This window comes from Paenibacillus cucumis (ex Kampfer et al. 2016) (assembly GCF_019748695.1).
Lineage (GTDB): Bacteria > Bacillota > Bacilli > Paenibacillales > Paenibacillaceae > Paenibacillus > Paenibacillus polysaccharolyticus.
On record NZ_JACLIC010000025.1, the window covers coordinates 128,776 to 155,524 of the forward strand.

Genomic DNA, 26,749 nt, shown 5'->3' on the forward strand with positions numbered 1-26,749 from the left:
GGATTCATAGCAATGATGTTCTTCCTGTTAAATCTCAAGAGTGAACACATTTAGAATGTGTCTGTTTAGGTACCTATGCAGTTTTCCTGTTCGGATTCAGTGAGTAATCGACTTGTCATCGGCGTATATTCGGGCTACACTTTCTTAAATGAGAAAAAGACCTCAGGAGGTAAGTTACTGTGAAACATAATTCCCATTCATATGATATGACCACCGCTAAATTTCATCGTACGGCTGTACAAGTATCGGAAGCACAGAGCAGAATTGCTGCTCAGGTATCGGCAGGCCGGATGGAACATGTTCCTCTTGCCGACTCACACGGCCGCACACTTGCAACGTCGATTGAAGCGCCGCATGCGTATCCTTTTTTCCGCAGATCAGGTATGGATGGTTTTGCGATTCAAAGTGCAGATACGGCTGAGGCCACAAGTGATCATCAAGTGTGGTTTCGCGTTATTGATGAAATCCCGTGCGGATATACACCAGAACATCCTATTACACCTGGAACGGCTGCAAGAATCATGACGGGTGCTCAAGTTCCGGATGGTGCAGATGCTGTCGTCATGATGGAGATGACGGAAAGCAAGCAAGAAGAAGGGCAGCACTGGATTGCACTGAAACGTCACATTCAGGCTGGAGCTAATATTACGCCAATTGGGCTTGAAGTGCAGGAGGGCCAGCAATTGATCGAAGCCGGTACCGTAATCGGGGCGGGTGAACAATCTGTGCTGGCGACGTTTGGCGTGGCAGAAGTGCCGGTCTTTGAACGGCCGAGGGTGGCTATTTTTGCTACAGGAACGGAGTTACTTGAGGTTCATGAGCCGTTGCAACCTGGTCGGATTCGCAACAGCAACAGCTATATGTTACGTTCTCTGGTTGTGGAAGCTGGAGGAGAGCCGGTCATGTACGGAGCCATCGCAGACGATGTGAATACCGCAAGGGCAAAACTGGAGGAAGCGATTCGGGACAATGATATCGTTGTGACGACAGGTGGCGTTTCTGTTGGGGACTACGATATCATGGGCGAACTTGTGCTCGAAGAACAGATGCAACTTCTCTTTAACAAAGTCACGATGCGCCCAGGCAGTGTAACTACGGCTGCTGTATATAAGGACAAGCTGTTATTTGCTTTATCAGGTAATCCAGGCGCTTGTTTTGTTGGATTTAATCTGTTTGTTCGTCCCACACTTCGTGCGATGCAAGCAGATGTCCATCCTTATTTGGAAGAATGGAATGTGATTTTGGAAGACGGCTATGCAAAGGTGAACAACTTCACTCGTTTTGTACGAGGACGTACGATCATTCGAGACGGAAAAGTATTTGCGGCTCCAGCTGCATCTCGTGTGGATGAGTCAAGTGTCATGATCACCATTAAAGACAGTGACTGCCTCATTGTGATTCCGCCTGAGAAAAAGGGCATAGCTGCAGGGGAACAGGTCACAATTCTTAAACTTCCAACCGGGCAAGCAAGGTAATTAGAATGGATAAAAGGACTTCTTCAGAGCCAAAGATCATGCAAGTCGTTGGATATAAAAATACAGGCAAGACAACAATGACAGCTTCACTAATCGCCGGACTTTCTTCCAAAGGTTTAAAAGTGGCTGCATTCAAACATGACGGACATGACCATTTTGAGATGGATCAGGAAGGGACGGACTCGTATCAGTTTGGCAAGGCAGGTGCTGCAGCTGTTGTGGTGATGTCTCAGAAAAGGACGGCGATTATTAAGCAACACAACACCCGGCTTGATGATATGTTGAACCAGTTCTCAGACTATGACTGGATTGTGATTGAAGGTTTCAAAGACGCCCCGTATCCCAAATTGGTGATGGTGCGCGAAGCCAATGACCTGACTCTGATACGCAAGCTTCAGCAGGTGGTTGGCATTGTTTTTTGGACGCCTGAATTAATGAAGGAAGCAGAGGCGGAAAAGTTAAGTGCTCAGATGGATAAGAAACAGGATATAAGCAAAGGAGCTATGGCCGGTTTTCTGTTCCATGAACGGGAAGTTATTGTAGAGGCTCTGCTCCAACTAAAATCACTTAATACCTGAGATCGTTAGAATGATCAAGGTCTGTGGAGGGCTATTTTTAACGTAACTATTATTATGTAAACTAAATAAATGATTTTAATATATAACTGCTAAAATGCGCCATTTAACCTATCTTCGAATGACCTGATATTTCATTTTGGTGCTTATTTCACACCGCGTGTTTGGCACGCGGTGTACTGTTTCATCACAATAGAGGACAGCCACATGTGCAATTGTCTACGAGACTCTTGTGATAACTCTAAGCATTATCATCCATGCGGCGTTCGATGGCTTCGGACATCGTTTTGTCGGTGAGATGCGCATAAATTTCGGTTGTTTCGGTAGAAGCATGACCTAGTTGCTCTTTGGTTTTGTAAATATCATTTTGCAAATAATAGTCGGTGGCAAAAGAATGGCGTAATTTGTGCACGGTAAGATACGGTTTGCCAAAACATTTAGCGTATTTCATAATCATCGCCTGAATCGCACGTTTAGTCATTCGACTTCCTTCAGATTCCCCGTTACGGAGTGCAATGAAAAGTGCTTTTTCTCGTTTAGGTGTGCGGTAACGGGATTGCCGCAGATTCATGTATGCTGCCAGCTCATCTTTGGCCTGTTCTCTGAAATATACGGGTGTTTTGTATGTTTCATCATTGTTACCTTTGCGGTAAACATAGAGCAGTTTGTTACCTAGATCGAGGTCATCCACATTCAAGTTAACCACTTCAGATACCCGTAGACCGGAGTTGAGGATGAGGCTGGCGATACAGGCATCTCGTTCTTTGTTCAACTCATGTGAGTACAGGGCCTGTTTGTTCTTCTGCATATCTGTAGCGTAGCCCTCGAGAATGTAACCGATAAATTCGAGTAATTCATTCTCTTCCAATATCTTGCCTTTGAGTTTCGCGGCAGTATCTTTGGGTTTATGGGTACGTTTGATCTCAATCTTGGCCATGATATTACGTTTAAGCAGCGGATAGAAGTCCTCATCTTCAGCAATTTGGCTTAAATAATGAAATAACGACCGCAGGGAAGAAAGCTTGCGTGAAACCGTGATTCTTGAATTGGTTCCCTCACGCTTCGTAGTCAGGAACAGTCGGTACGCAGTAACCGAATCCATACGTAGCACTTCCAGTTCGGTCAATGTTACCCCTTGGTTGGACTCAGCTTGGGACAGCCCTTCTGCACGTAGCCAGCTGAAAAAGGTATCATAATCTCTCAAATACTCCAGCAGCGTGGACGGAGACAGATCAGGCAGTTTATAGTCAATGAATTGCTGAACAAACCAGGGCATGGATGGTAGTTTTTCATCTAGTTTGCGTCGGTCAATCTCTTTTTGCACGTTGGTCAAGTTCGGCACCTCCATGTGAACGATTATTTATCTACAAAGTATATTAAGTGTACCATAATTTACATGCATCATCTTGTTTGATTATGCTGATAGGTATGATCAAGCGTTGTGCTACACAGGCTTCGATTTGTCACGTTGTTGCCCTTCATCTTATAAAGGTTTACAGTATGTATACATACAGACTAGAGGAGGCGAACCAAATGAATATGCAGATTGAGCTGGTTCCCCGCGAACGCAGTCAGGTGATTCGGCATCTCATGCAATTTTATCTCTATGATTTTACGAAATATCTGAATATTGATGTAGATCAGGATGGTATTTTTCCAGAATATCCGGGATTGGATGCGTTCTGGACGGAGAAAGGACGCAAGTTTCCTTTTTTGATCACAAGTGATGGTTCACCAGCGGGGTTTGCACTTGTGGAGAAGTTAGATCCCGGGAGTAAGGATAATGACTACTATTTGACTGAATTTTTTGTGATGCAAAAATATAGACGTAGCGGCGTTGGAACAAATGCGGCGTACGAACTATTTAGACGTTTCCCTGGGCGGTGGAAAGTGACACAGGTTCGGAACAATGTGATCGCACAGGCATTCTGGCGTAAAATCATTGGAGATTATACCGGAGGGCGTTTTCGAGAAAAATTCCATCCTGAACTGGGCAATCCCAGTCAGTATTTTGTTACCTGATGTCGTAAAAACATGTCTGTAAACTGGAACCCCATAGTACAACAAAGGAGGTCTAACATGATCGTACCAGCATTTCATCTGGAAGGACAAACAGCACTAGTCACAGGGGCAGGCAGAGGTATCGGAAAAGCGCTTGCCATCGGTTTAGCGGAATCGGGGAGTAATGTCGTGCTTGTATCTCGAACGATGAAGGAGATCGAAGAGACAGCAACAATGATTAATGAACAGACAGGCCGGAAAGCTTTGGCGCTCTGCGCAGATGTCACTTCTAAAGAGCAGTTGGAAAAGACTTTTCAGCAAGCCATTTCGGAGATGGGACGAATTCATATTCTCGTAAACAATGCGGGTATGAACATTCGGACGCCAGCGCTGGAAGTAACGGAGGAACAATGGGAAACGATTATGCAAACAAACCTTAAATCCGCTTTTTTCGCTTCACAATTGGCAGGTCAGCATATGAAGCAGTATGGGGATGGGACAATCATTAACATCTCATCGGTAGGTGGACATACTGCCTTGCGAACAGGTGTCGTATATGGTTCTACCAAAGCGGCTTTAATCCATATGACTAAGGTGCTGGCGCTGGAGTGGGGGAAATACGGTATTCGCGTGAACTCGGTCGGACCCTGGTATTTCCGCACTCCACTGACTGAGAAACTACTTGATGATCCGCAGTATTTGCAAGAAATTATTAACCGCACACCGCTTGGACGTGTAGGTGAATTACAAGAGGTTGTTGGGCCTGTTGTTTTTCTTGCTTCGGAGGCAGCCGGATATATCACAGGTCAGACTTTATTGGTGGATGGCGGCATGTCTATCTATGGTTTTTAAAAGTTTAAAAAAATGTGCCGCCCCGTGACTAAACGGGTAATAACATATGATACGACATGAAAAGGCCGTAAGAGACAAACCTGATTTGGAGGAGGATCATGATGGAACTTCGTAATTACGGAAATACCGGAATGAAAGTCAGTACACTCGGTTTTGGCGGATCTGAGATACGGGATGCGTCCAAAGCAGACGTAGAATTGTTGCTGAATCGTGCTTTGGATGCGGGTTTGAATATGATTGATACGGCGGAATGTTATGGAGACAGTGAGGAGAAAATCGGTGATGTGCTGGGACATCGCCGGCAGGAGTATTTTCTGTTCACCAAATGTGGACATGCAGCTGGTGTGAATGGACCCGACTGGGATGCCAAGGTGCTCGCACAGACCATTGATCGTAGCCTCAAGCGCTTGAGAACAGATTATGTGGATGTCGTGCATCTGCACAGCTGTTCGGAAGAAGTACTTCGGCAAGGTGAGGTAATCGAGGTATTGCAACGAGCAAAAGAAGCTGGTAAAACTCGTTTTATCGGATATAGTGGAGATACGACAGATGCGCTATACGCCATTCAGACAGGTGCATTTGATAGCTTGGAGACATCATTGAATATTGCCGATCAGGAAGCGATTGAACTGACTTTGCCTGAGGCGCGAAAAAGAAATATGGGGATCATCGCCAAAAGACCGATTGCCAATGTAGCCTGGATGTATGATAAGGTGACAGAAGAGGATTATGCTTATCACTATTGGAAGCGGTTAAAAGAACTGAAATATGACTTTTTGGCTGAGGATGCAGAGCGAGTCGTAGAGATTGCATTGCGTTTTACGCTGAGCACTGAAGGTGTGGATACCGCCATTGTGGGAACCGTCAAACCTGATCGTTGGCTACAAAACGCCGAACTGGTGGCGAAGGGGCCGCTTGAGCAGGGCCTATATGATGCCATTCGTGAACGCTGGAAGGAAGTAGCGGGATCCGACTGGACAGGTCGTATCTAATTCGAGTTAATTTTAACAAATTCCATTAATCATATAAAATTGGTTGTGAACGATTTGAATTTCTAAAAAACTGCCTTTGTTGGGCAGTTTTTTTGTGTTTAAAGGAGAGTACTTGAAGGGACAGCAGAGAAAATAATCTGTCTAATCTCTATAATTGTTTTTCATTTTCATCATATGAAAAATTCACAATAGTAGAAAAAATTCTTCGAAAAAATAGAAAAAAGCCCCATAGGGGGCTTGGGATGTTGGGTAGAACTTATCCGAAATTGTTAAATTCAATAGCGTTTACTGACGCAAATTGCTGTTCAATGGCTGGGCAAGGTTAGCGGGAGTTGTTTTGGAAGCACGGTTAATCTTACCATACGTAAGTTTGCGCCATATCGACTCCATTGGTCCGATCTTGAAACGTTTTAACCACAGCGAGGCAAAAATGACGAGTACAACATACACAGCAATGCTAAGCATAAGTGTACCAATAGGTTTTATAGAACTAGCCAATCCAAATGCATAAGGAAGCAGAATTACGGTTCCCATGATGGAATGAAGGAGGTAACAGGTCAGCGACATACGTCCAACTTTGGTAAATACCATCAACGCTTTACGAAGTGCAGGAACATACAAAAACAGCATCGCGAGGCTACTCATATAAAACATGCTCCCGGTTAAGTTCCCCTGTTGACCCAAAATCATGAATAGCTCCATCCAAAATGTATTTTCGGCTGAAATAAGTGTATTTACCATGGAGCTGAACTGAGTGAGTATAAATGCAGCCAAGCTGATGAACCAGATTCGCTTCCAGATTGATTGCTTTGCTTCCATGTTCGTGAAGAAGTCCATCTTCACAAAATACATACCGATCAGGAACATCAGGAACATAGAATAAACTGTAGAAAATGAACTAGCCGCCATTACGCCCATGTCTGCCCATCTTGCTATCAAGGAGTCCCAATAGGTTAGGCTGGTATGACTGTTTAATGTGAAATCAAAATAAGTTGGCATGTTTGAGGATGCAGTGTTCATCGCATTATAGACCATCATAAATACAGGAGTCAGAAATTGAATCAATATAAGTGCAATAATCCATCGCAATATCGTTTTAGGAGTCCGAGCATAGAACGCGAGTAGTAGAAATCCCGCTACAGCGTAAAAAGTCAATATGTCGCCAACCCATATAAAGGTGATATGCAATAAGCCAATACAGAATAAAATTAATAACCTGCGGGCAAAAAGCATTCTAGGATGTTCCACTCGTTCCACGGCCCGGTCCATAAAAATCATAAATCCAACACCAAACAGAAAAGAAAATAACGTGATGAACTTTCCTTCGGCAAATGTGGAAACGAGGTTGTGGACTAGATCGCTTGAATTCATATCAAATCCCTTCACTGAGTCTACGATCAAAAAGTAATTCACAATAATAATGCCGAGCATAGCAAACCCGCGAACGATATCTAGAAAATGGACACGTTCCTTCAGACTTAGGGGTTGTGCAAAGTTCTCTTTTTTTTCATTCATAACATTTCTCCTATTCATTTTTATATTTAACTTGAGCGAGTCTAATCTTGGTGTGTATAAATGCTTTCCTAACCTTGGATAACTATACTTATCGATTCTTAACAGTTTCTGAAAGTTCGTTTCATTTTTTTGATTTGTGACAAATGTATGACAAATGATTGCATTCATAAATGGTTAAGATTTATGATTTATCGTATTACTTAAGTGTTACCGAAGGACGATATATATTGAGGGCACCGTAAATAACATCAGGAATCATGAGGTGAGAAGGGCATGACCCATCGGATATTAGTTGTCGAGGATGATCAGGATATTGGTGATTTGTTAGAAGAATCCCTTACGAGAGCGGGCAATGAGGTGTTAAGAGCCAGAGACGGACAGCGTGCGCTGCAGCTTGTAGATGACGGGCTAGACTTGGTCATTTTGGACATCATGATGCCGGGGATGTCGGGGATTGAAACATGTGAGCAGATTAGAACGTATTCCAACGTTCCCATTTTGTTTCTAACGGCCAAATCGAGCACATTGGACAAAACAGAAGGTCTCCTGGCAGGTGGCGATGATTATATGACAAAGCCATTTTCAGAAGAAGAGCTTCATGCCCGTGTTATCGCTCAATTGCGAAGATATAAGATTTATAAGGAGAAAAAGGAAAGTGGAGATACGTTTCTGGTTGGAGGCAAGTTAAAAGTCAATGAACATTTTAATGAGGTCTCGAAAGAAGGACAGCAGCTCAAGCTATCTGATCTGGAGTATCGCATCCTGAAGCTCTTGATGAGCAAACGAAGCAAAATATTTTCCGCTCAAAATATTTACGAGAGTGTATGGGAACAGCCGTATTTTTATTGTTCAAACAACACCGTAATGGTGCATATTCGCAAACTGCGTGCAAAGATTGAGGATGACCCGGCACACCCGGTTTATATCCTTACCGAATGGGGGAGAGGATACCGTTTTGGCACACCGTAAATTTACGCTGACCAAAAAATTGGCCTTAATCATCTTGATGGCAGCTACGGTAAGTGGTCTGTTTTTTTTGACGATGCAGAAGGTTAGTAATGGGCTGATTGACAGATACCTTAATTCTGATGCGTACTATGAGAGTGAATCGTCTAAATCTATTGCAAAGTTTAGTAAATATGTGGAGACGAATGATCTGTCTTCAACCGATCGAAAGGCATTTGGAGAATGGGTGAAAAAAGAGAACTACATCATGCTCACCATCTACAAAGACCAGCTACTGCAATATGATTCGAATTACGCAGCGGAAGATGAGTCTGGATATGGGATAGAGCAGGAAACGCTATATGCTCAGAAACACTCATTTCCTGTCATGTTTAGTGATGGAGAGGGGAGAGTAACAGTAGACGGGTTTTTCTCATCCCGATATTACGATATTGCCTTTACTCTGGAACTACTCAGCGCCACGATGATTTTTCTGTTGATTGTCCTGCTGGGCATTCGTCGAAGCCTCGCTTACCTGAGAAAGATTCATGAGGAGATCCACATTCTTGAAGGTGGAGAACTGGAATATGAGATGACGATTCGGGGCCATGATGAAATAGCGATGATCGCTGAGAGTATTGAGGAACTTCGTAAAGCCTTTCTCGATAAATTGGATGCGATTGAAGCTTTGCAGGCGGAGAGCCGAAGCCTTGTTACTGAAATGTCACATGATATGCGGACCCCGCTTACCTCTTTGATCATGTATTTGGAGTTTGCCAAGAAAGAACGCGGAGACCAAGGGACGGAACATAGCCATTACATCACGAATGCCTATGGAAAAGCCATTCAACTTAAAAAGTTGTCCGATAATTTATTTGATTATTTCCTTTTGGATAAAGAGCAAGAAGCTGACCTTGAGAGCATAGCTGTGCAGGAGGCTATTTATGATCTGATATCTGATCAGGTGGCCATTTTGCGGCAGGAGGAATTCAAAGTCCGCATTATTGGTGAACTGCCGCAAGTCTATATCACAGTGAATTTGGAGGAACTCGGGAGGGTCTTTGATAATATTTTGTCTAATCTGTTGAAGTATGCAGAACCCAAAGATGAAATCTGCATTACATTCAACTCTAGTCCGGAGATGTTTGACATTCAACTGGACAATACGATTAAAATTGCTGAGGTTTCTCCGGAAAGTACCGGACTGGGCGAAAGGATCATAAGCCGGATGATGAGCCGCATGCAAGGGCAGTTTCTCAGGAATCAAGATGGAGTACATTATAGTGTTGTGTTGAGGTTTAGGAAATCCAAAATCTAACCGCAGTACTAGAATGAAATATTCAAATTCAGATAAAAAACACAAGGGGTTTAATTACATCTGTGGAGGAATCAGAATGAGCCCGATAGACAAACCTATGAGAGGTACCGTATTGCCAACTCAATCGACATTTACGTCACTTATGGCCACTTATCAATCGATGGTATGGAGATTGGCTTCGCGCTATTTCCGGGACCCGCAAGATCGAGATGATATCGTGCAGGAGACATTCCTGCGGGTGTATACACATATCGAACAAATGAACAGCCAAAAGAATGTCGTAAACTGGATTTATACCATTGGGAGAAATGTATGCCTGGATGTGTTGCGCAAGAAAAAGAGACAGAGTCTTGCCACAACTTCGTTATATGTAGAGGATTCGTATAGATCTGTGGATGCCATATCTGATCTAATGTCCTATGAACCTGGCCCTGAAGAAAGGTTGATTCAGAACGAGACTTCTTCCGAACGCAAACGCCGGATCAATGATGCATTTCATCAGATTCCAGGTAAATGGAGACATTACGTCTATCAGCGGTACTATTTGGAAATGACCGTCAAAGATATCAGTGTATTGAACGATATACCGGAAAATACGGCCAAAACGTATCTCTTTCGAGGAAGAAAACATATGAAACAACAGTTAGTTGACATCACGAATTGAAATAGGGGACATGACAAATGAAAGATTTAATGACTAAATTCCAAAAAACACCACACATTCTACAAGCGCTTTTGAATATCTGCCTGTTCTTTCTGGCCTTAGCTTTAAGTGCACTTCTAATCAGTGAGACATGGTATATCGTACAAATTGTGTACCAGTCTTTTGTAACTCGTCAGGATAGCTACTATGAAATGTTATCCGAATTGCTCGTTTTCTTCTTGTACTTTGAATTTATCGCTTTAATTGTGAAGTACTTCAAGTCTTATTTTCATTTCCCTCTTCGTTACTTTATTTATATTGGAATCACAGCGGTGATTCGCTTAATTATTATAGATCATGATAACGCAATGTCGACGTTCTGGTGGTCGTTGGCTATTTTAATCATGGTAGGTGCTCTGTTTATATCAAATCGACGGAATTCAGGAGTTCAGAAACATGAAAAAAGTGAAAGTGATCATTGATGGGAAAGCAATAGGAAGCGTGGAGGATCTGCAACGTATACTTCAGGCCGAATTTTCGTTGCAACCAGCTCATTTTGAAAGTATGGACACCCTCTGGGAAGCGTTAGTATGGCATGTGCCAGTCCCGATTACGCTAGAATGGAACCATTTTAATGACAGCAGAGCCTCGATTGGACCTTACGCAGATCAATTGATGAACTTACTGTACGAGGTCGATGAACAGCTGGAGGAATTATTTAGATTTACAGTAAAATTATAAAATTTCAACATATGAAAAATTCACAATAGTAAAATCAAATATGCTCCATTGTTACATCACAATAGATCAACCAATCGTACTCCAGACAACTACAAGTATCGTATTAACGAACCTCCACATTCTGAGGAGAACGTCAATAGAAAAAGCTGCTCCTTTCTCAATGAAAGGGCAGCTTTTTTTAATCACACTGTAAGTAATATATGTAACGAGTCGGATGAGGTGACGAAGGGTTCAAGAGCCTTATTCTTAAAAAAGCACTTGCCACAATGCGCTAACAAACTTATAAAAAAAGTAGAACGCAAAGCCAATTAGAAGAACTCCGGCCAGGCTCGAAACGAGCTGTACCATCCTGGCACTCATCATTTTACGTGTGATGGATACGATGGTGAGCAGACCAAGATCATGTAGCAGAATGCCACATAATATCCCGATTGCCGCAATGACAAAACTGAGCTTGCCTGCCGATTGATAAGAGTCGGATAAGACAACACCAAAGACAGAAACCCAAAACATCAGATTACCTGGGGAGATCGCAACCAATAAACCATTACGATAAGTCCGCCAAAAAGAGGGTTTGGTCGGAAACGTCTTTCCGTCTGTTGTCATGAGGCTCACATCCGAATTACGGATGGACTCATATCCCAAATAAGCTAAAAATCCTGCACCCACCAACCATAGTGGAATCTGAACGAATGGAACGGATAACAGTGTAGCAAATCCAAAATACATAGCAATAATTAAAGCGATATCCAATGTCATACCACCTAGACCAACCGCCCAGCCATGAAGGAATCCATTTCGCAGTCCCTGCTTGGTCATCTCTACCGTGATTGCGCCTACCGGCATGGCAATAGCAAGCCCGATCAGGATAAATTTCACATAAATCTCCATAATCATTTCCTTTCTGAGTGATGGGTTGATGGAAGAAAAGAAGCTTGTCCACTTAAAAAAGACGTTTGCTCTAGTAGTCTATGTAACTCTTTCACATGGAAGAGATATAAAAAGAAGTGCTCTCCTCACACCTCGGCTCGTATAACAGCTTATTCGAAGGAGAGCTTGTTTAGAATACGGATGATGTTATTCTTTTGCTTGTGGTTGTTGTAACAAAGAGCGTAGAAAAGGGCATTTGGATGGGGCAGTGTCATCATCTCGTAGAAAATACTGTTTATACTCCAGATTTCCTTCTGCCCCGTATTGCTTCAATTCAGGATGTGCGGGAATCGTGTCATAGGCAGCAAGCCTCGCTCGAATTCTCGGCCCAATGGCTGCAGCCCGCTGTGGCTGCTCATTCCATAAATCAAGGACCCAGCGAGGCGTCATAGCTAACATGAGATAAGGAAAATGGCGACTTTGTCTTGAAATGTGAGCTGGTGTACCGCAATAAACGAAATACCGTTCATCGTTATAACAGTACTCCCATAATGGATTCTCGGGGTCTTCCGGGATATCTGCTGGCCATGATTGGGTATCGAGAGTTCGCATCTCACTTAACAGGTTCCAGAATGATTGTTCGTAAGTGAGCACGTCTTTTGTTTCCTTTTCTTTTTCAAAAAAAATGACTAGAGATGAAAAATCTCCGAAGGAACGTGAAGAAGCTCCATATTCCGTTACAATTGCTGATAATTGCTCCGCAAGAGAAAGATGTTTGGACTGAAAGACAAATCCATATCGAAGATGACCCAGTGCATATGCCTGGGTTGCAGGAATGCAGGGGAACCTGGTCTCCCGGTCACTCATCTTGGCAGAGAACAAACGATAAGCATCCCTTTGCCACAGATCCAGCGGGAGCTCACCATTTTCCATATCAGTAGAAGAAAACAATAGCGACATCAGTAAGCCTCCTTTTACTTATAGGATATCGCCTGCAAGCAAAATGGTGACTGTCCATTTATGAAAGTAAACAGTGGGTAGACTGTTCAGTGAAATGCGTATCATGATGTAGTTTGTGCCAAGCAGTAATTTCAGAAGAAAGCAACTAGCTGAAACGCAAACAAGGAGCTCAGTATTGAGCTCCTTGTTATTTGCAATTTCCTGCCAAATCTTAATCTATTGGCGATGTTGGTTGGAGAAATTGCCAAATGACTGACCTTGTCCTTGGATTGTCGTGTTAGGCGTATTATACGGTTGATCGATGTAGGATACATGCTGGGAAGAAGTATTTGCAAGCTGCTGAGCTAGGTTGGAAATCTGTTGCAATTGTTGAATGGCTGTCTGATGTCCTTGCAATGCCGTTTGAATAATATGCGCAGCTTGTTGCTCGCGCTGGGCCAATTGTTCCAATTGTTGAGCATTGCTTTGTTCTTGTCTCAGCAATTGTTGATATTGCATGGAAGCTTGTTGTGTTTGTTGCGTCAGTTGTTGAGCGAGTTGCGTAATCTGTTGCGATTGTGAATATTGGTTCATGATGGTGCCTCCTATTTGTTTGAATTTACCTGTGTATTATGCTGAGAGGTTCGAAGAAATATTCAGGGAGATGTTTTGCTCCAATTGGGGAAGGCTACCTGTTGCGACGATTATCAAGAGGGAAAGGATTGACGAAATGAGTCAGGCTTCAGGAAAATCATCGGATGAAAAGAAATTGAAATGGTGGCAACTCAGTTTGTTGGGCGTTGCGGGCACCATAGGAACAGGTTATTTTCTCGGTTCAAGTCTAGCGATTACCATCGGGGGACCCGCTGTAGTAATTGCTTATGCACTTGCTGCGTTAGGTACATATGTTGTTTTTGATGCTTTGGCACGTATGACTTCGGACCATCCGGAGCAAGGGTCGTTTCGTTCTTATGCGAAGAAGGCGTTTGGCGCATGGGCAGGTTTTGCGAGTGGATGGGTCTATTGGTTTTCGGAGCTTCTCATTATGGGGAGCCAGCTGACCGCACTTTCTATCTTTTCGCGTTTCTGGTTTCCCAGCGTTCCACTCTGGATCTTTGCCGCGGGGTATGGAATCGTCGGTTTATGTATTGTGTTTTTTGGAAACAAGGGATTCGACCGGGTTGAAAATGTACTCGCAGTCATTAAAATTGCGGCTATAATCATGTTTCTGGTTCTGGCGGTCGCTCTACTTGCCGGCTGGATTGGAGGCACCAAATATGCACATAAGGTACCGATGGACATGGCTTCCATTTTCCCGAAAGGGGCAGTAGGATTGTGGTCTGCGTTCTTGTTTGCGTTCTATGCGTATGGAGGTATTGAAGTGCTCGGCATTATGTCATATCGATTGGAAAAACCGGAGGATGCACCCAAAGCGGGCAAAGTCATGCTTATTTCACTGTCTGCAGTTTATGTCGTTTCCATTGGCCTTGCACTAACCATGGTTCCGCTGTCTGCTTTTAATCCGAAAGAAAGTCCGTTTGTACTTGCACTGAGCAGTGATCACCTTGCTTTTGTACCACATTTGTTCAACGGTGTTCTGATTGTGGCCGGTTTCTCTACGATGACCGCATCGCTCTATGCAGTGACCTCCATGATGATTACGCTGGCACAAGAGGGGGATGCCCCAAAGTTATTCTCACAGAAATGGAAGAAGAAATATCCTCTATTTGCCTTGTGTCTGATTGGTTGTGGTTTGATTGGTACGATTATCATGTCGCTACTGCTTCCTGGAAAAGTCTACGAATATGTAACTACTGCCGCCGGGTTAATGCTGATGTATAACTGGCTGTTTATCTTGCTCTCCTCAGGTCGGTTGCTGAAATCTCGCACCATAGATGTGATAAAACGCTGGACTGGATTGGTGCTGATCAGCACGGCGATAACTGGAACTCTTTTTCATGGCCTAAGCCGGCCTGGTTTCTTTATTAGTTTACTGTTGATTTCTCTGATTGCTCTAAGTGATATCATCGTGCAACGTAAGCGCAAAAAAACATCATCTGCTGCAGATACGGAGCAATACGCACAGAATGAACAAGCTGATGAGAAGAATCCGTTGAAGGGAGCCGCCTTTCATATTACAGGTATTCGTAAGCAAAGGAACAAAATCAAGTGAAGAGCAGAAACTTCTAAAGCTAAACAGGTGGTTACTTCTGAATCTACGTTGCCTAAGGTTTCGTCATAAAACATGATCTCTGAAAAATCGGGATCATGTTTTATCTATCTTATATATTAATTTTCAAGTAATATGATGATTACAAGATTCGTAGTGTAATGTATCAGATCATCACAAAGTTAGGTCAACTGCATCCCAGAAAAGAGGAAAACAATGATGAACAAAGATTATGTTTTGCTTTCCAATGAAGGAAAATGGGGCGATCAAGGGGACGGTACTTATGTCAATCCGGTCTTGCCTGGAGATTACTGCGATCCAGATGTGATAAGCGTTGGGGAAGATTACTATGCGATCTCTTCCACCTTACATTGCTCACCAGGTATGGCTGTTCTGCACTCTAAAGATTTGGTCAATTGGAATGTAATTAGTCATGTCGTAGAAGATTTGACAGTTATCGGGCCTGAATATCGATATGATCGAATGAATCGTTATGCAAGAGGTGTCTGGGCGGGAGCGATCCGTTTTCATGACCATCAATTTTGGGTGTATTTTTTCACACCGGATGAGGGTTTATTCGTAAGCACAGCTACAGATCCTGCTGGCCCATGGGAGCCTCTTTATCATAGTTGGGAGATTGCTGGCTGGGACGATTGTTGTCCTTTTTGGGATGATGACGGTCAAGGATATCTGGTGGCTACGAATTTTGCTGACAATTATAATATTTATCTGTTCAAACTGAGCGACGATGGAAAACAAATTTTGCATGACAGTGGTGTCGTGATCCATCAATATAAAGGTAGCGAAGCGAGTAAGCTTTACAAAATAAACGGACTTTATTACATTTTCCATAGTGAAGTTCGACCGAGAAATGGTGAGGAGGTAAGGGTTGTTATGATGCTCCGTTCAGAGCGTTTATACGGTCCTTACGAAGAAAAAGAGTTAATTCATACGCATGGTGTGGAAGTGGACCGCGAACCGAATCAAGGCGGACTTGTGCAAACAGCGTCTGGGGAGTGGTATTTCATTAGTCACCAAGGAGCCGGTGGTTACTTTGAAGGCAGAACTCTTCACCTGCTTCCCGTTACGTGGGTTGACGGTTGGCCAATCATTGGTGAGGATACAGATGGGGACGGTGTCGGAGAAATGGTATGGGGAGGCAAAAAACCAATTCAAGGTTATCCCAAAACGATCTTAACCGTGAATGATGATTTCAGTAGCCCGGTACTGCAGTCTCAGTGGGGATGGAACCACCAACCCAAACTGGATACGTGGTCTTTAACAGAGAGACCAGGATATTTGCGTTTGCATGCTTGTGTGCCTTCCGAGAAGAATGATTTTTTTAAAATCTCGAACATTCTTTCCCAACGGGCGTATCGTGTGCCTCATAACGTTGTGACTGCCAAGTATGATCTAAGTGGGATGGTGGATGACCAGGAAGCGGGTCTATGCCATTTTGGACAAACCTATTGTACGATTGGTATTCATCAGCAGGAAGGAACTCGGGTATTGAAGTTCAATCATTCAAATACAATCGAATGGGGACCAACTGTTGATACCACTGACTTATGGTTGAGATCGATTTGGAACTTGCATGGTGAAAACAGGTATGAATACAGCCTGGATGGAGAGAATTTTATCTCCTTTGGTGAAGTCTATCCATTGGGTTGGGGACCCTACCGGGGAGACCGGGTAGGGGTGTACAATCTGAACCATGAAAGAGAACAAGGGTATGTGGATGTAGAATACTTCAATTACGAGTCGGGAGATAAGAAAGTCTAATCCTTTTCTGAATACGAAAGAGGCTGAGAAGAGGAATATGTTATTTCCTCTTCTCGGCTTCTTTAATGTTGTGTGTTTATTTCATTATTAAATGTCTTTATTTAATTCGTTTAATATCACAAAACTATTCGCCATCCGGTCTTTTCACTTGCAGCGGCGGGGGAATAAGCCATCCTTTTTCTTTGCTCAAACGAAGAATGCGCACACCCAGTGCTGTTTTGGTAACATGGTATTTCGCAAACAGTGCACCAATGTCCTCGCGGATGGATTGGCCAATAGTCTGACTCGCGGCGACTAATCCAAGAGCAGTATCAGCTGCAATTTTGGCACCTATCTCTGGATCAGTAAACCTTGCGCCAGGAGGAATGTCCTCTAATGCCACAACGGGTCTCTCAGGAAGAGTCGGAGCGGGCGTGATACCGTTCTCGGTGAGTAAGGCGTCACATTCTTTAATTTCCAGTCTGGCTTGATCCAGCAAGTCTTCTAAAATTTTCTTCAAATCTTTGTCTCCTGCGTGATTCATATAAGCCTGATAACAAGAGACAGCTCCTTTAGCTACCATTGAGCACTCCCATACACTATAGATTTCTCCATAATGCATGGGCTCGTTTTTAGGATTTCCACTTAAAATTCCCATCGCTGCTCCCTCCCGCTAAGTTATTTTTTTCACTACAGTAGGGTTTACATGGCGAGCAAATTTTATCCGATTGAGAAGTAGTTCGAGGTTTGAATTCACATCATTATTATTATGTTAACTGAAGTTTATTTTCAGAAAGATGGTCACATGAACAACTGTAATTATCATCTGAAAAAAAGCCATACAGGTTATGTTCTGCTGGCTTCTTTCCACTTTTATAAATACTCTAAGCTTTTGTCGAGGTTGGGAACATGGGTTTCGCCTCCATGCCAACCCACAACTCGGTTGATTCGAGTTGACCAGCCAGATGCAATAACCAATCTTCACGGCCTTTGGTTGCCATAACCTGAACACCCATTGGCAGGCCTTCCCGCAGTCAAATGCAGAGGAAGACTAATGGCTGGCTGACCTGTCAGATTCGCAAGTTGTGTAAACGGGGTGTACGTAAGGCTCGGCTTGAACATCTCATAGATTAGCTCTTGTTGCGCCGTTTTATCCAGATCACTGACGGACATCAGATGTTGAATCTGCTCCGCATGTGGCGTCAGTTCGCCAATCCGGGGTGCGGGAAAAGCGTTAACAGGTGTGATGTAAAAATCATACCGTTCAAACAGCGTAGACATCTGCGCAGCCGCCACGTCCCATTCGGCCAAGCTATGAACAAATTCAGCAGCAGATACTTTTTTGCCCGCTTCAGCCAGTACCCAGGACTCAATCTCCATATCATCTGCAGTAAGAGAACGACCCATGCCATGTTCCATGGATGAAATCATGGCGGCCATCTCGCCGCTGTTCATCATATAATAGTTTTCCATCAGGCGTACACCATTGACTGGACTTAACTTTTCTTCAACATGATGCCCTTGAGATTCCAAGAAATGGACTAATTTCATCACAGCCTCTTTGGCATCTTCACTGACAGGTGTGCCGACAGGTGAGTCCGTTGTATAAGCGATTCGCCATTTGCGTTGATGCGGATAGTTCATATCAGTCAGGTAACTTCCCGGGAATAAAGGTGCATGGAATGCGGCTTCCGGTTGGATAATCTGGAGCGTATCCAGCAGTGCAGCACTGTCTCTGACGGAGCGAGATACTGCAAAATCTATCGAGGCTCCTTGCCATTGTCTTCCCACACCTGGACCAACGGGAGTGCGTCCGCGGGTTGGTTTCAGCCCAAACAAACCGCTGAAAGAAGCGGGAATTCGAATGGAACCACCGCCATCACTTGCGCCGGCAAGCGGCACGATGCCTGATGCTACAGCGGCAGCGGCACCGCCGCTTGAGCCGCCTGGGGAATGATTCACATTCCACGGATTGCGCGTTGGCCCGTGTAGACGTGGCTCGGTTATATTTTTCAACCCGAATTCTGGTGTATTCGTATGTCCGATCACAATAAAACCTGCTTCGAGCAAACGAGTTACGAAATTGGAGTTGCGAAGAGCACGATGTTCGCTGAACAGACGTGAGCCAGAGGTAAGAAGTTCACCTTCCAAAGATTGAGAAATATCTTTGAGGAGCAACGGCACACCTGCAAATGGCTGTTCTCCAGGCCTAACCATGCTGGCTTCCTGCCGAGCACGTGTTTCATATGTACGAATGACTGCATTGAGATGTGGATTGACTTCTTCCAGACGTGCATAGGCAGCTTCAAGCAGTTCAACCGGGGATACTTCCCGGGAGCGAATCAGTTCGGCGAGCCCTATAGCGTCATAGGAGGTATATGAGAATGAAGACATTAGTAATCGTTCCTCTCTAAGAATAGTTCCTGTTGGATATCTTGTTCCAAGTTCCATAAGCCATCGTACCACCTAGGCAGACAAAAAACAAAACATCAATCCATCATAATAGAAGAAATACGGCAGAAGAAAAGCACTGTTCACCTCATTAAGGTGAAACAGTGCTTATATTATTTGAACCAGATGAAAATGTATTACTCCGTGCGAAGTTTGGGTGCGGCCTCGGCGATCGGTGTAGAGCGTTCCTGCTGTTTGGAGATCAGGAATAGTGCGATCCAGATCAGGATAAAGCCAAGCAATTGCTCCCAGGTTATCAGCGTACGGAATGCAATCCAGTTTACAAGCACGCCAGCCATCGGGAAACTGAGTTCTGCGAGGGTTGCAACAGAAGCTTTGGTGGAAGACAACCCTTTGTAATACAAGAGTAGACTTAGCAAGCCTGGTAAAAGTGCCTGCCCCAAAATATTCAGAATGACAGCAGCCTGTGCCCCTGTTCCAGCCGGGAGTGTCCAAGGTGCACCTTCATTCCAGGTCATGAAGATCAGGAGTGGAAGCGCAACGACGAAGCGAAGGGAGGTGACCGTCTCATAACGAGCTTGACCAAGCATTAACCGGCCCATAACGGTAGATCCACCCCACAAAGCTGCGGCACCAAGAGACAGCAGGCTACCTGCATGAATCCAGTTATTCCAGTTGCCGAGCGGAAGTGAGAAGCCAAACGTAAGCAGATATGTTCCTGCCAGCGCAATGATGAACAATCCGCCGAAGTGACGCGGCAATGTTTCTTTTAATAACAATTTCGCAAGTACAATTGCGAAAAGTGGTTGCATTTTTTGCAACAACAATACCGTATTGGGATCGTTATGAGTAAGCGCCAAAGTGAATAATACCGTTGCCAGCGCTGATCCGCCCCAGGAAATGAAGATAACAGCGATCCAGTGACGTGCACGCAGTTTCTTCAGATCATCCCGGAACTTCCATAATACCGGTATCGCGACAAGGCTGACGATGATGTGTTCGATTAGAACAATCTGTGTAGAAGTCATCGTTTTTAGCAAAAGGATGCGGAATAAGGGGTCTACACCCCAGAGGGCTGCGCCTAGCACAACTAGCCAAAATCCGGTGTTGCTTCGTTCCTTGCGATAAATCGTTGATGCTGTTGATGTGTTTTCCATATTCAGGACTCCTTCGTCAGAACACGGAATCTTCAGTTGGCAAAATCGACAAAATCCCCCGTCCTTGGCGTACGCCAAATAAACGGGGGACCATTCAAAGACAAGGCGTCAGGGAAAAAGACTTCCCAAATACGGCTTGCCGTTGTGTTGATCTTCTCTCATCCGGACTGTACCGTCGGCCTTGGAATCGCACCAAGTCAGTCGCTGCCAGGTCGGAACCTTAAACAGCGAGTCGCGGGCTGGTTCTATAAGAACATCACCGCCGGTTGGGAATTGCACCCTACCCCGAAGATCCTATTCAATTAATTAGTGTATTGAACAAGTTGTAACCTTATGAAGTTCATCTTATTCCTGTAAACGCTATCAGTTCAAGTGTTTTTTTAGAAAACAATACTCCAGCATCCCTGTTGCCTCCGCAACTGCACAATCTGACCTGCATGATAGGCATCGTGTAAAACCCAGCGGGCAAGCGTCTGAGCCCAGTTGTCGTCGGAATCCATATAAGCTTCCTCAAGCTTCGAGTCCTGTAATGTAGCAAGGGTATCGCGCAACTGCTCAGCCAGTTTAGTGGTTTGTTCCATCAGCTTGCTCCAGCCAGCTTCGTTCAAAGGATCACCCGAAATACCAAACGTAGCTACGTTGGAATCTGCAGCGGGTACAGACGGTTCTTTTTCCTGAAGACGTTCTAAAATCCGTTGATTGTAATAAAACATATGATTGGCTAGTTGCCATATGCTCAGTCCACCTGAAGGAGGAACCCAGGCAGCCTGTTCGGCGTTCAGTCCCTCAAGCGCTTTTGACAATGGGACGATCCAGTTACATTGATCCCAGGTATCTTCATTCTGAATAACCAATACATCTAATGCTGTGGTGACTGTTTTCATTTTTTAATTTCATTCCTCTCTTGTCAGATTCATCTCGCCCTTGCATCTTCATGATGGTAACTAGCTAATATGGGTTGAAATGGTTACAATTAATATAACACAATTTCAAAGAGTGTAACCATCTTTTTATAATTTAGATAGTTACATTAATCGGAGGCTCTCATGGATAGATTATGGACTGATTTTGTAAACAGCGATTATCATGATTGGCGTGGTGGGGAGCGATCAGAAGACAGACTGGGGAACGTAAGCTGGCAACAAGATTTTTTGAATCGTTGGCAATTAGAAGCGCCAGTACCGGCGTCGAATGAAGAGGAATCCGCAATGAGAAGTTTTAGAGATGATTTGCAGGCACTGGCTATTCGTTTGTCTAACGGAAAGCTCTTTACTGAGAAGGATGAGGCCTGGTTGAATGATTTTATGATGGCTGGCGAAGTCATTAGACAAATAATTACACAAGATCAACAACTGGGTGTTGCGCTTGTTCCTATTCATAGACATTGGGCTCAGGTGATGGCAGAGGTTGCTGCTGATTTTGCCGTGACACTCGTTGAGGGCGAAGGGAAGAGAATTCGCTCCTGTGACAATCCGGACTGCCGCTGGATCTTCTATGATGATACCCGGAGCAGAACACAGAAATATTGCGATGATAAGATGTGCGGTAATCTAATGAAGGTGAGACGTTTTCGAGCGAAACGAAAAATGCACTCTAATGAGGAAAAGACTAAAACATAATTATCAAGTTTACCAACGAAGTTCTACCTTTTCCAATCCGTGAATCACCATATAGGTCTCAGTTAGCTCTTCCATAATTTGATAAATATTAAGGTGTGATATATAATGTATATATACTAGCGAAAATATAGTCATAAAGTATATGTAAGAACAAGCAATGCGGATCAGATCATTTTACAAACCATTACGATTGGAGAGATGTCTTATGAGGAAAGGTTATCTTTTGAAGAACGGTTGCGTATTATCGATGGATGCTCGTATTGGTCAGTATAAACGGGCAGACGTACTTATTCAGGATTCTTTGATTACGGCCATTCAACCAAATATTGAGGTGTCCGATGCAGATATTGAGGTCATCGATGCTTCAGACATGATTATTATGCCTGGACTGGTGGATACACACCGGCATATGTGGGAATCGCTTGTCAAAACAGCCGGAACAAACTGGTCGCTGCCCGTGTATCTGCAAAATTTGTACTATGGCGCTATGGGAAGCAAGCTTCGCCCACAGGACAGCTATATCGCCAATCTGCTGGGATCGCTGGAAGCGCTTAATGCAGGCGTCACCACGGTACTGGATTGGAGTATGCCATACTCGGCTGAGCACACAGATGAACTGATTCGAGGATTACAGGATGCAGGAATTCGTGCTGTTTTTGCCCATGGTGTGCCAGGGGAAACGATATATTGGAATCGTGAGAGTAAGCTGTCGTATCCAGAGAATGTGAGAGGTGTTAAGGAGCAATATTTCTCTTCGAACGATCAACTACTCACCTATGGACTTGCTATTCGTGGACCAGAGTTTAGCCACTGGGATACAACGGTGCAGGATATTCAGCTTGCGGAAGAACTGGACGCCATTTGTTCGATGCATGTCGGTTTCGGCAGCTGGGGATCAGCGGATCGTTCGATCAGCCGAATGTATGAGGCAGGACTGCTTGGTCCACGAATCAATGTTGTCCATGGCAATACGATGGGCATGGATGAATTCAAAATGCTCGCAGACAGCGGAGCTTCTTTGTCTGTCACACCTGAAGTTGAGATGATGATGGGACATGGTTATCCGGCTACAGGATACTTTCTTGAGCATGGAGGTACGCCAACGCTTGGTGTAGATGTCGTGACTTCGACGGGCGGAGATATGTTTTCACAGATGAAATTTGCGTTGCAAGCTGAGCGTTCAAGAACGAATGAGTACCTTTTGCAACAAGGTGAAATGCCGGGTGAACTCAGTTTGAAGGCAAGCCAGGTGTTGCGATTTGCGACCTCCGCGGGTTCGCGGGCCTTAGGACTGGAGCAAAAAACAGGCTCGCTTACGCCGGGAAAAGAAGCAGATGTGATCATGATTCGCACGACGGACCTGAACTTGTTCCCCGTGCACGATCCGATTGGTGCTGTTGTGCAATTTGCCAATCCATCCAATGTGGATACGGTCTTTGTTGCTGGGAAACCTGTGAAGCGAGAGGGCAAGCTGTTGCATGTCAATCTGGATGAAGTTCGGCGCAAAGCCATGCAGAGTACGGAATATCTGTTGACGCAATATCGGATGTCCGATGCAGATCGGGTTGTTTTTTCATAATAGAGCTGTCATAAAATAATTAAAGTCAAAGGGCCGTTCATCCAGAATACGGCTCTTTTCTTGTCTTTCTTCTCTAATCCGTTTTTCATAAGTTGTTTTCAGATGAAATTAGGGTTGGAGTAAGGTATGTTGACAAATAGAACGCTTTCCACTAAGATAGCGATATAAGTTAATAATGAATATAATCAGGATTGTTACTGATCAGCAGGCAAGACCGATTGATAATGCAAACATGCAGAACTGTATTCTTTCATGTGTGCATAATTAATGGTCTTTTTTTTGTTGCTAAATTCTGTTAACGTTTCATTTTAAAAGGAGATTCCGATGAAGATCACACGAATTATTAACAATAATGTCGTCTGTGCAGTGAATGAACGGCGCCAGGAGATGATGCTTTTAGGCAGTGGCATCGGTTTTCAGAAGAAAAAGGGAGACGATGTGGACACAGTCAAAATCGAAAAAGAATTTTTTCTGAAATCCAAAAATGTAACAGGTAAATTATATGCCCTGCTGGCACAAATCCCGATGGAATATATTCGTGTATCCGATAGCATTATTCAGTACGCCAAGCAGTCTTTAAACAAGGAATTGAATGAAAATATATACCTAACGTTAACGGACCATATTAATTTTGCAGTGGCACGTTACAAGCAGGGTATGAATTTCAATAATGCGTTGTTGTCTGAGATTAAAGCGTTTTACTCCAATGAATTTCGCGTGGCTATGAAAGCCCGGGATATGATTAATGAGGAATTCAACATTACACTGCCTGAAGATGAGGCTGGGTTCATTGCGCTTCATATTGTCAATGCAGAATTGGGATCTGAAATGGAAGAAACCATGAAGATTACACAGTTGATTCATAAAGTCTTGAATATAATTCGATATCAGTTTAATATTCATTTCAATGAAAGCTCGCTTCATTATTCCAGACTTGTCACTCATTTGAAATTTTTCGCCTACCGCTTGTTTAATCATACGGTTGTGAAAAGTGGTGACAGTGATTTTCTCCATATCATTAAGGAAAAGTATGCGAATGAATATCAATGCAGTCTCCGAATTGCACAGCTGATTCGGGTCGATTATGGAAAAGAATTAACAGAAGACGAATTGGTATATTTAACGGTTCATATCAAAAGGGTCATTGATGAAGAGAAGGAATAATTCATCGGCCACTATAATGAGTATACTAGGATTGTTACTGGTGAGGCAGGCAAGACCTAGAGTTCCATCGTGTATAGAGCTTATCTATATTCGATAGAATTCTAGGTCTTTTTTTATACCTAAAAACGTTTGAGGGGGAGCAGTACATGAAACATGAAAGAACAGCCGCCGAGATTTTAAAACTGGTTGGTGGAGAAAAAAACGTAGATAGTGTAACACACTGTGCTACAAGGTTGCGATTTAATCTGAAAGACGAGAAGGTCGCGAATGATGAAGCTTTAAAAAATGTCCAAGGGGTTGTAGGTGTTGCCAGCAGTGGTGGGCAGTATCAGGTCATTATCGGTAACGAGGTAAACAATGTGTATAAAGCTTTGACGCAGCTGGGGAACTTTGCAACCAATAATGATGCCCCTACTGTGAAAAAAGGAAAACTGACTACGCTTCTGGACACGATCTCCGGAATCTTTACACCGATCCTGCCAGCCATGATTGGTTGTGCGATGATTAAAGCCGTTCTTCTTATTTTGAAAACATTTGATCTCGTTGATCTGGATGGGCAGTTCAATACGATTATGACGTTTATCGGTGATGCGGCGTATTACTTCTTGCCGATGCTGCTTGCCTGGAGTGCGGCTGTTAAGCTTAAAGCTAACGTGGGCTTTGCATTAACGATTGCTGGTGTTCTGTTGCATCCTTCCTTAGGGGCGTTGATGTCTGCAGGTGAGCCTGTTTCGTTTTTAGGACTGCCTGTCACGCCAGCGACGTACACTTCGTCGGTTATTCCGATTATTTTAGCGGTTTGGATCTTGTCATATGTTGAACGCTTTGCGGAGAAGTATTCTCCATCGGTTATTAAATCTATTCTTAAACCGTTGATCGTAATCCTTATCATGGCTCCATTAACGCTGATTGTACTGGGTCCAATCGGTGCTATCGCGGGTAACTACCTTGCGTCAGGCGTTTCTTTTGTGAATACACATGCAGGATGGTTAGTATCTGGTATTATCGGCGGGGCATTCCCGTTCTTGATTATGACAGGTATGCATTATAGTTTAGGGCCTGTAGTGCTCACTGCGTATGCACAGACGAAGACGGATAGCATTGTTGGTCCAGGTATGCTTGTACACAATATTTCTCAAGGTGCTGCTGCGCTTGCAGTTGCTATGAGAACTAAAAATAAAGCATTTAAACAAGTTGCATATTCTACAAGCATCACTGCTTTGCTCGGAATTACCGAGCCTGCCTTGTTTGGTGTAAATTTACGGTTGAAAAAACCACTGATTGCTGTAATTGTTGGTGGCATGGTAGCTGGTGTTTATGTCGGATTGTTCGGTGTAGCTCGATCCGCTCTAGGTATTGCAGGTATAGCTACGCTACCCGCATTTATCACGGATCATCCATGGAACTTGGTTCATGCGGCAATTGGTTGTGTGATTGCATTTGTAGTTACTTTCATCATGACTCTTATCTTGGGATTTGAAGATGTACCCGAGGATGGAAAGATTCAAGAAACACAAGAAAAAACGTCTACAAACGATCGTGTAGCTGTTGCCGGTGTTTCTGAACATATTCTCGTTGCACCATTGACTGGTAAAGTTCTGGAGTTATCCACGATTAAGGACGAAGCTTTTGCAACGGGAGCTATGGGAAAAGGGGTCGCTATTGAACCTACGGTTGGAAAACTGGCATCACCAGCAGATGGTGTGGTATCTGCGATTTTCCCTACGTCCCATGCCATCGGTATTAGTTCAAATGATGGTGCGGAGCTTCTCATTCACATCGGAATGAACACGGTGAAGTTGAAAGGTGAGCATTTTAAGGTTCACGTCAAAGAAGGCGATACTGTAAAAGCTGGAGATTTGCTCATTGAGTTTGATACAGATGCGATTGCTTCCAAAGGCTTTGACCTGACTACACCCATTATCGTTACGAATTCACATGATTTTGTAGATGTGATCAACACGGATAAAGAATCAATTACAATCGGTGAGAATCTCATCAAGATTATTTAAAGGTAATTT

Annotated in this window: 24 protein-coding genes, 1 pseudogene and 1 riboswitch; of the genes and pseudogenes, 16 read left to right on the forward strand and 9 right to left on the reverse strand. The window is 43.8% G+C overall.

The features are described from left to right. The first annotated feature begins 206 nt into the window (after positions 1 to 206). Positions 207 to 1,475, forward strand: a complete 1,269-nt coding sequence (locus H7T88_RS16855; protein WP_221789602.1) for a molybdopterin molybdotransferase MoeA — start codon at positions 207 to 209, stop codon at positions 1,473 to 1,475. Between the two features lie 38 nt (positions 1,476 to 1,513). After that, positions 1,514 to 2,053, forward strand: a complete 540-nt coding sequence (gene mobB / locus H7T88_RS16860; RefSeq protein WP_221789418.1) for a molybdopterin-guanine dinucleotide biosynthesis protein B — start codon at positions 1,514 to 1,516, stop codon at positions 2,051 to 2,053. A gap of 238 nt (positions 2,054 to 2,291) precedes the next feature. On the opposite strand, the gene xerS is transcribed toward mobB, so the two are convergent. Continuing rightward, entirely contained in the window at positions 2,292 to 3,383 is a 1,092-nt protein-coding gene (xerS, locus tag H7T88_RS16865; RefSeq protein ID WP_260510965.1) for a tyrosine recombinase XerS, read from the reverse strand. Between the two features lie 200 nt (positions 3,384 to 3,583). On the opposite strand from xerS, the gene H7T88_RS16870 reads away from it, so the two are divergent. The 3 genes from H7T88_RS16870 to H7T88_RS16880 all read left to right on the forward strand — a co-directional run bounded on the left by H7T88_RS16870 (position 3,584) and on the right by H7T88_RS16880 (position 5,895). Next, the gene (locus H7T88_RS16870; protein ID WP_090916635.1) at positions 3,584 to 4,072 is read left to right on the forward strand and encodes a GNAT family N-acetyltransferase; all 489 of its coding nucleotides are present in this window, start codon (positions 3,584 to 3,586) and stop codon (positions 4,070 to 4,072) included. A 57-nt stretch (positions 4,073 to 4,129) separates the two neighbouring features. Beyond that, entirely contained in the window at positions 4,130 to 4,903 is a 774-nt protein-coding gene (locus H7T88_RS16875) for an SDR family NAD(P)-dependent oxidoreductase (RefSeq protein ID WP_154890423.1), read from the forward strand. A 101-nt stretch (positions 4,904 to 5,004) separates the two neighbouring features. Continuing rightward, positions 5,005 to 5,895 carry an aldo/keto reductase gene (locus H7T88_RS16880; RefSeq protein ID WP_090916631.1) on the forward strand — a complete coding sequence of 297 codons (891 nt, stop codon included), beginning with the start codon at positions 5,005 to 5,007 and terminating at the stop codon, positions 5,893 to 5,895. A gap of 285 nt (positions 5,896 to 6,180) precedes the next feature. Here the strand turns inward: H7T88_RS16880 and H7T88_RS16885 are convergent, their stop codons facing one another. Next, positions 6,181 to 7,410: a DUF418 domain-containing protein gene (locus H7T88_RS16885; protein WP_221789419.1), complete on the reverse strand. Its 1,230-nt coding sequence runs from the start codon at positions 7,408 to 7,410 to the stop codon at positions 6,181 to 6,183. Between the two features lie 273 nt (positions 7,411 to 7,683). On the opposite strand from H7T88_RS16885, the gene yrkP reads away from it, so the two are divergent. The 5 genes from yrkP (at position 7,684) to H7T88_RS16910 (ending at position 11,057) form a co-directional block, all read left to right on the forward strand. Then, entirely contained in the window at positions 7,684 to 8,379 is a 696-nt protein-coding gene (yrkP, locus tag H7T88_RS16890) for a two-component response regulator YrkP (protein WP_090916627.1), read from the forward strand. Next, on the forward strand, positions 8,366 to 9,673 hold the full coding sequence (locus H7T88_RS16895; protein ID WP_221789420.1) for a two-component system sensor histidine kinase YrkQ: 1,308 nt from the start codon (positions 8,366 to 8,368) through the stop codon (positions 9,671 to 9,673). Before yrkP ends, H7T88_RS16895 begins: the two co-directional genes overlap by 14 nt. A 76-nt stretch (positions 9,674 to 9,749) precedes the next feature. Then, the gene (locus tag H7T88_RS16900) at positions 9,750 to 10,337 is read left to right on the forward strand and encodes an RNA polymerase sigma factor (protein ID WP_221789421.1); all 588 of its coding nucleotides are present in this window, start codon (positions 9,750 to 9,752) and stop codon (positions 10,335 to 10,337) included. A gap of 29 nt (positions 10,338 to 10,366) precedes the next feature. Then, the gene (psiE, locus tag H7T88_RS16905) at positions 10,367 to 10,798 is read left to right on the forward strand and encodes a phosphate-starvation-inducible protein PsiE (RefSeq protein WP_260510966.1); all 432 of its coding nucleotides are present in this window, start codon (positions 10,367 to 10,369) and stop codon (positions 10,796 to 10,798) included. Continuing rightward, complete coding sequence (locus tag H7T88_RS16910) at positions 10,773 to 11,057, forward strand: barstar family protein (RefSeq protein WP_221789423.1); 285 nt, start codon at positions 10,773 to 10,775, stop codon at positions 11,055 to 11,057. Before psiE ends, H7T88_RS16910 begins: the two co-directional genes overlap by 26 nt. A 246-nt stretch (positions 11,058 to 11,303) precedes the next feature. On the opposite strand, the gene H7T88_RS16915 is transcribed toward H7T88_RS16910, so the two are convergent. The 3 genes from H7T88_RS16915 to H7T88_RS16925 form a co-directional block, all read right to left on the reverse strand. Further along, complete coding sequence (locus H7T88_RS16915; protein ID WP_154983513.1) at positions 11,304 to 11,948, reverse strand: LysE family translocator; 645 nt, start codon at positions 11,946 to 11,948, stop codon at positions 11,304 to 11,306. Positions 11,949 to 12,134: 186 nt separating this feature from the next. Next, positions 12,135 to 12,887: a YqcI/YcgG family protein gene (locus H7T88_RS16920; protein WP_154890417.1), complete on the reverse strand. Its 753-nt coding sequence runs from the start codon at positions 12,885 to 12,887 to the stop codon at positions 12,135 to 12,137. A gap of 216 nt (positions 12,888 to 13,103) precedes the next feature. Next, the gene (locus tag H7T88_RS16925) at positions 13,104 to 13,460 is read right to left on the reverse strand and encodes an AMP-dependent synthetase and ligase (protein WP_154890415.1); all 357 of its coding nucleotides are present in this window, start codon (positions 13,458 to 13,460) and stop codon (positions 13,104 to 13,106) included. Between the two features lie 136 nt (positions 13,461 to 13,596). On the opposite strand from H7T88_RS16925, the gene H7T88_RS16930 reads away from it, so the two are divergent. Both H7T88_RS16930 and H7T88_RS16935 read left to right on the forward strand, forming a co-directional pair. Further along, positions 13,597 to 15,039 carry an amino acid permease gene (locus H7T88_RS16930; protein WP_221789424.1) on the forward strand — a complete coding sequence of 481 codons (1,443 nt, stop codon included), beginning with the start codon at positions 13,597 to 13,599 and terminating at the stop codon, positions 15,037 to 15,039. A gap of 213 nt (positions 15,040 to 15,252) precedes the next feature. Further along, positions 15,253 to 16,818 (forward strand): glycoside hydrolase family 43 protein, encoded by a 1,566-nt coding sequence (locus H7T88_RS16935; RefSeq protein ID WP_221789426.1) that lies wholly within the window; start codon positions 15,253 to 15,255, stop codon positions 16,816 to 16,818. Positions 16,819 to 16,942: 124 nt separating this feature from the next. On the opposite strand, the gene H7T88_RS16940 is transcribed toward H7T88_RS16935, so the two are convergent. From H7T88_RS16940 to H7T88_RS16955, 4 genes and pseudogenes are all read right to left on the reverse strand, one after another. Next, on the reverse strand, positions 16,943 to 17,455 hold the full coding sequence (locus tag H7T88_RS16940; RefSeq protein ID WP_154983504.1) for a DUF3231 family protein: 513 nt from the start codon (positions 17,453 to 17,455) through the stop codon (positions 16,943 to 16,945). 226 nt (positions 17,456 to 17,681) lie between these two features. Further along, positions 17,682 to 19,191, reverse strand: a pseudogene (locus H7T88_RS16945) (amidase). Between the two features lie 194 nt (positions 19,192 to 19,385). Continuing rightward, on the reverse strand, positions 19,386 to 20,366 hold the full coding sequence (locus H7T88_RS16950) for a DMT family transporter (RefSeq protein WP_090916606.1): 981 nt from the start codon (positions 20,364 to 20,366) through the stop codon (positions 19,386 to 19,388). Between the two features lie 146 nt (positions 20,367 to 20,512). Further along, positions 20,513 to 20,663: riboswitch (FMN riboswitch) on the reverse strand. Between the two features lie 83 nt (positions 20,664 to 20,746). Next, on the reverse strand, positions 20,747 to 21,250 hold the full coding sequence (locus H7T88_RS16955) for a DinB family protein (RefSeq protein WP_154983503.1): 504 nt from the start codon (positions 21,248 to 21,250) through the stop codon (positions 20,747 to 20,749). Between the two features lie 162 nt (positions 21,251 to 21,412). Between H7T88_RS16955 and H7T88_RS16960 the strand changes: the two genes are divergently transcribed. From H7T88_RS16960 to H7T88_RS16975, 4 genes are all read left to right on the forward strand, one after another. Then, positions 21,413 to 21,985 (forward strand): CGNR zinc finger domain-containing protein, encoded by a 573-nt coding sequence (locus tag H7T88_RS16960; protein ID WP_221789428.1) that lies wholly within the window; start codon positions 21,413 to 21,415, stop codon positions 21,983 to 21,985. A gap of 205 nt (positions 21,986 to 22,190) precedes the next feature. Then, on the forward strand, positions 22,191 to 23,564 hold the full coding sequence (locus H7T88_RS16965; protein ID WP_221789430.1) for an amidohydrolase family protein: 1,374 nt from the start codon (positions 22,191 to 22,193) through the stop codon (positions 23,562 to 23,564). A gap of 324 nt (positions 23,565 to 23,888) precedes the next feature. Then, complete coding sequence (licT, locus tag H7T88_RS16970) at positions 23,889 to 24,728, forward strand: BglG family transcription antiterminator LicT (RefSeq protein WP_090916598.1); 840 nt, start codon at positions 23,889 to 23,891, stop codon at positions 24,726 to 24,728. Between the two features lie 146 nt (positions 24,729 to 24,874). Then, a complete protein-coding gene (locus H7T88_RS16975) occupies positions 24,875 to 26,740 on the forward strand; it encodes a beta-glucoside-specific PTS transporter subunit IIABC (protein WP_221789432.1) in 1,866 nt (621 codons plus the stop codon). Positions 26,741 to 26,749: the final 9 nt, after the last annotated feature.

What these genes read in the sequence shown, in the direction of transcription:
- H7T88_RS16900 (WP_221789421.1), top strand. Translation starts at nt 9,750, where the DNA reads ATGAGCCCGATAGACAAACCTATGAGAGGTACCGTATTGCCAACTCAA.
- H7T88_RS16920 (WP_154890417.1), bottom strand. Translation starts at nt 12,887, where the DNA reads ATGTCGCTATTGTTTTCTTCTACTGATATGGAAAATGGTGAGCTCCCG.
- licT (WP_090916598.1), top strand. Translation starts at nt 23,889, where the DNA reads ATGAAGATCACACGAATTATTAACAATAATGTCGTCTGTGCAGTGAAT.
- H7T88_RS16925 (WP_154890415.1), bottom strand. Translation starts at nt 13,460, where the DNA reads ATGAACCAATATTCACAATCGCAACAGATTACGCAACTCGCTCAACAA.
- H7T88_RS16885 (WP_221789419.1), bottom strand. Translation starts at nt 7,410, where the DNA reads ATGAATGAAAAAAAAGAGAACTTTGCACAACCCCTAAGTCTGAAGGAA.
- psiE (WP_260510966.1), top strand. Translation starts at nt 10,367, where the DNA reads ATGACTAAATTCCAAAAAACACCACACATTCTACAAGCGCTTTTGAAT.
- H7T88_RS16960 (WP_221789428.1), top strand. Translation starts at nt 21,413, where the DNA reads ATGGATAGATTATGGACTGATTTTGTAAACAGCGATTATCATGATTGG.
- H7T88_RS16965 (WP_221789430.1), top strand. Translation starts at nt 22,191, where the DNA reads ATGAGGAAAGGTTATCTTTTGAAGAACGGTTGCGTATTATCGATGGAT.
- H7T88_RS16915 (WP_154983513.1), bottom strand. Translation starts at nt 11,948, where the DNA reads ATGGAGATTTATGTGAAATTTATCCTGATCGGGCTTGCTATTGCCATG.
- H7T88_RS16950 (WP_090916606.1), bottom strand. Translation starts at nt 20,366, where the DNA reads ATGGAAAACACATCAACAGCATCAACGATTTATCGCAAGGAACGAAGC.
- H7T88_RS16910 (WP_221789423.1), top strand. Translation starts at nt 10,773, where the DNA reads ATGAAAAAAGTGAAAGTGATCATTGATGGGAAAGCAATAGGAAGCGTG.
- H7T88_RS16975 (WP_221789432.1), top strand. Translation starts at nt 24,875, where the DNA reads ATGAAACATGAAAGAACAGCCGCCGAGATTTTAAAACTGGTTGGTGGA.
- H7T88_RS16935 (WP_221789426.1), top strand. Translation starts at nt 15,253, where the DNA reads ATGATGAACAAAGATTATGTTTTGCTTTCCAATGAAGGAAAATGGGGC.
- H7T88_RS16880 (WP_090916631.1), top strand. Translation starts at nt 5,005, where the DNA reads ATGGAACTTCGTAATTACGGAAATACCGGAATGAAAGTCAGTACACTC.
- H7T88_RS16940 (WP_154983504.1), bottom strand. Translation starts at nt 17,455, where the DNA reads ATGGGAATTTTAAGTGGAAATCCTAAAAACGAGCCCATGCATTATGGA.
- H7T88_RS16875 (WP_154890423.1), top strand. Translation starts at nt 4,130, where the DNA reads ATGATCGTACCAGCATTTCATCTGGAAGGACAAACAGCACTAGTCACA.
- H7T88_RS16930 (WP_221789424.1), top strand. Translation starts at nt 13,597, where the DNA reads ATGAGTCAGGCTTCAGGAAAATCATCGGATGAAAAGAAATTGAAATGG.
- H7T88_RS16855 (WP_221789602.1), top strand. Translation starts at nt 207, where the DNA reads ATGACCACCGCTAAATTTCATCGTACGGCTGTACAAGTATCGGAAGCA.
- H7T88_RS16870 (WP_090916635.1), top strand. Translation starts at nt 3,584, where the DNA reads ATGAATATGCAGATTGAGCTGGTTCCCCGCGAACGCAGTCAGGTGATT.
- yrkP (WP_090916627.1), top strand. Translation starts at nt 7,684, where the DNA reads ATGACCCATCGGATATTAGTTGTCGAGGATGATCAGGATATTGGTGAT.
- mobB (WP_221789418.1), top strand. Translation starts at nt 1,514, where the DNA reads ATGCAAGTCGTTGGATATAAAAATACAGGCAAGACAACAATGACAGCT.
- H7T88_RS16955 (WP_154983503.1), bottom strand. Translation starts at nt 21,250, where the DNA reads ATGAAAACAGTCACCACAGCATTAGATGTATTGGTTATTCAGAATGAA.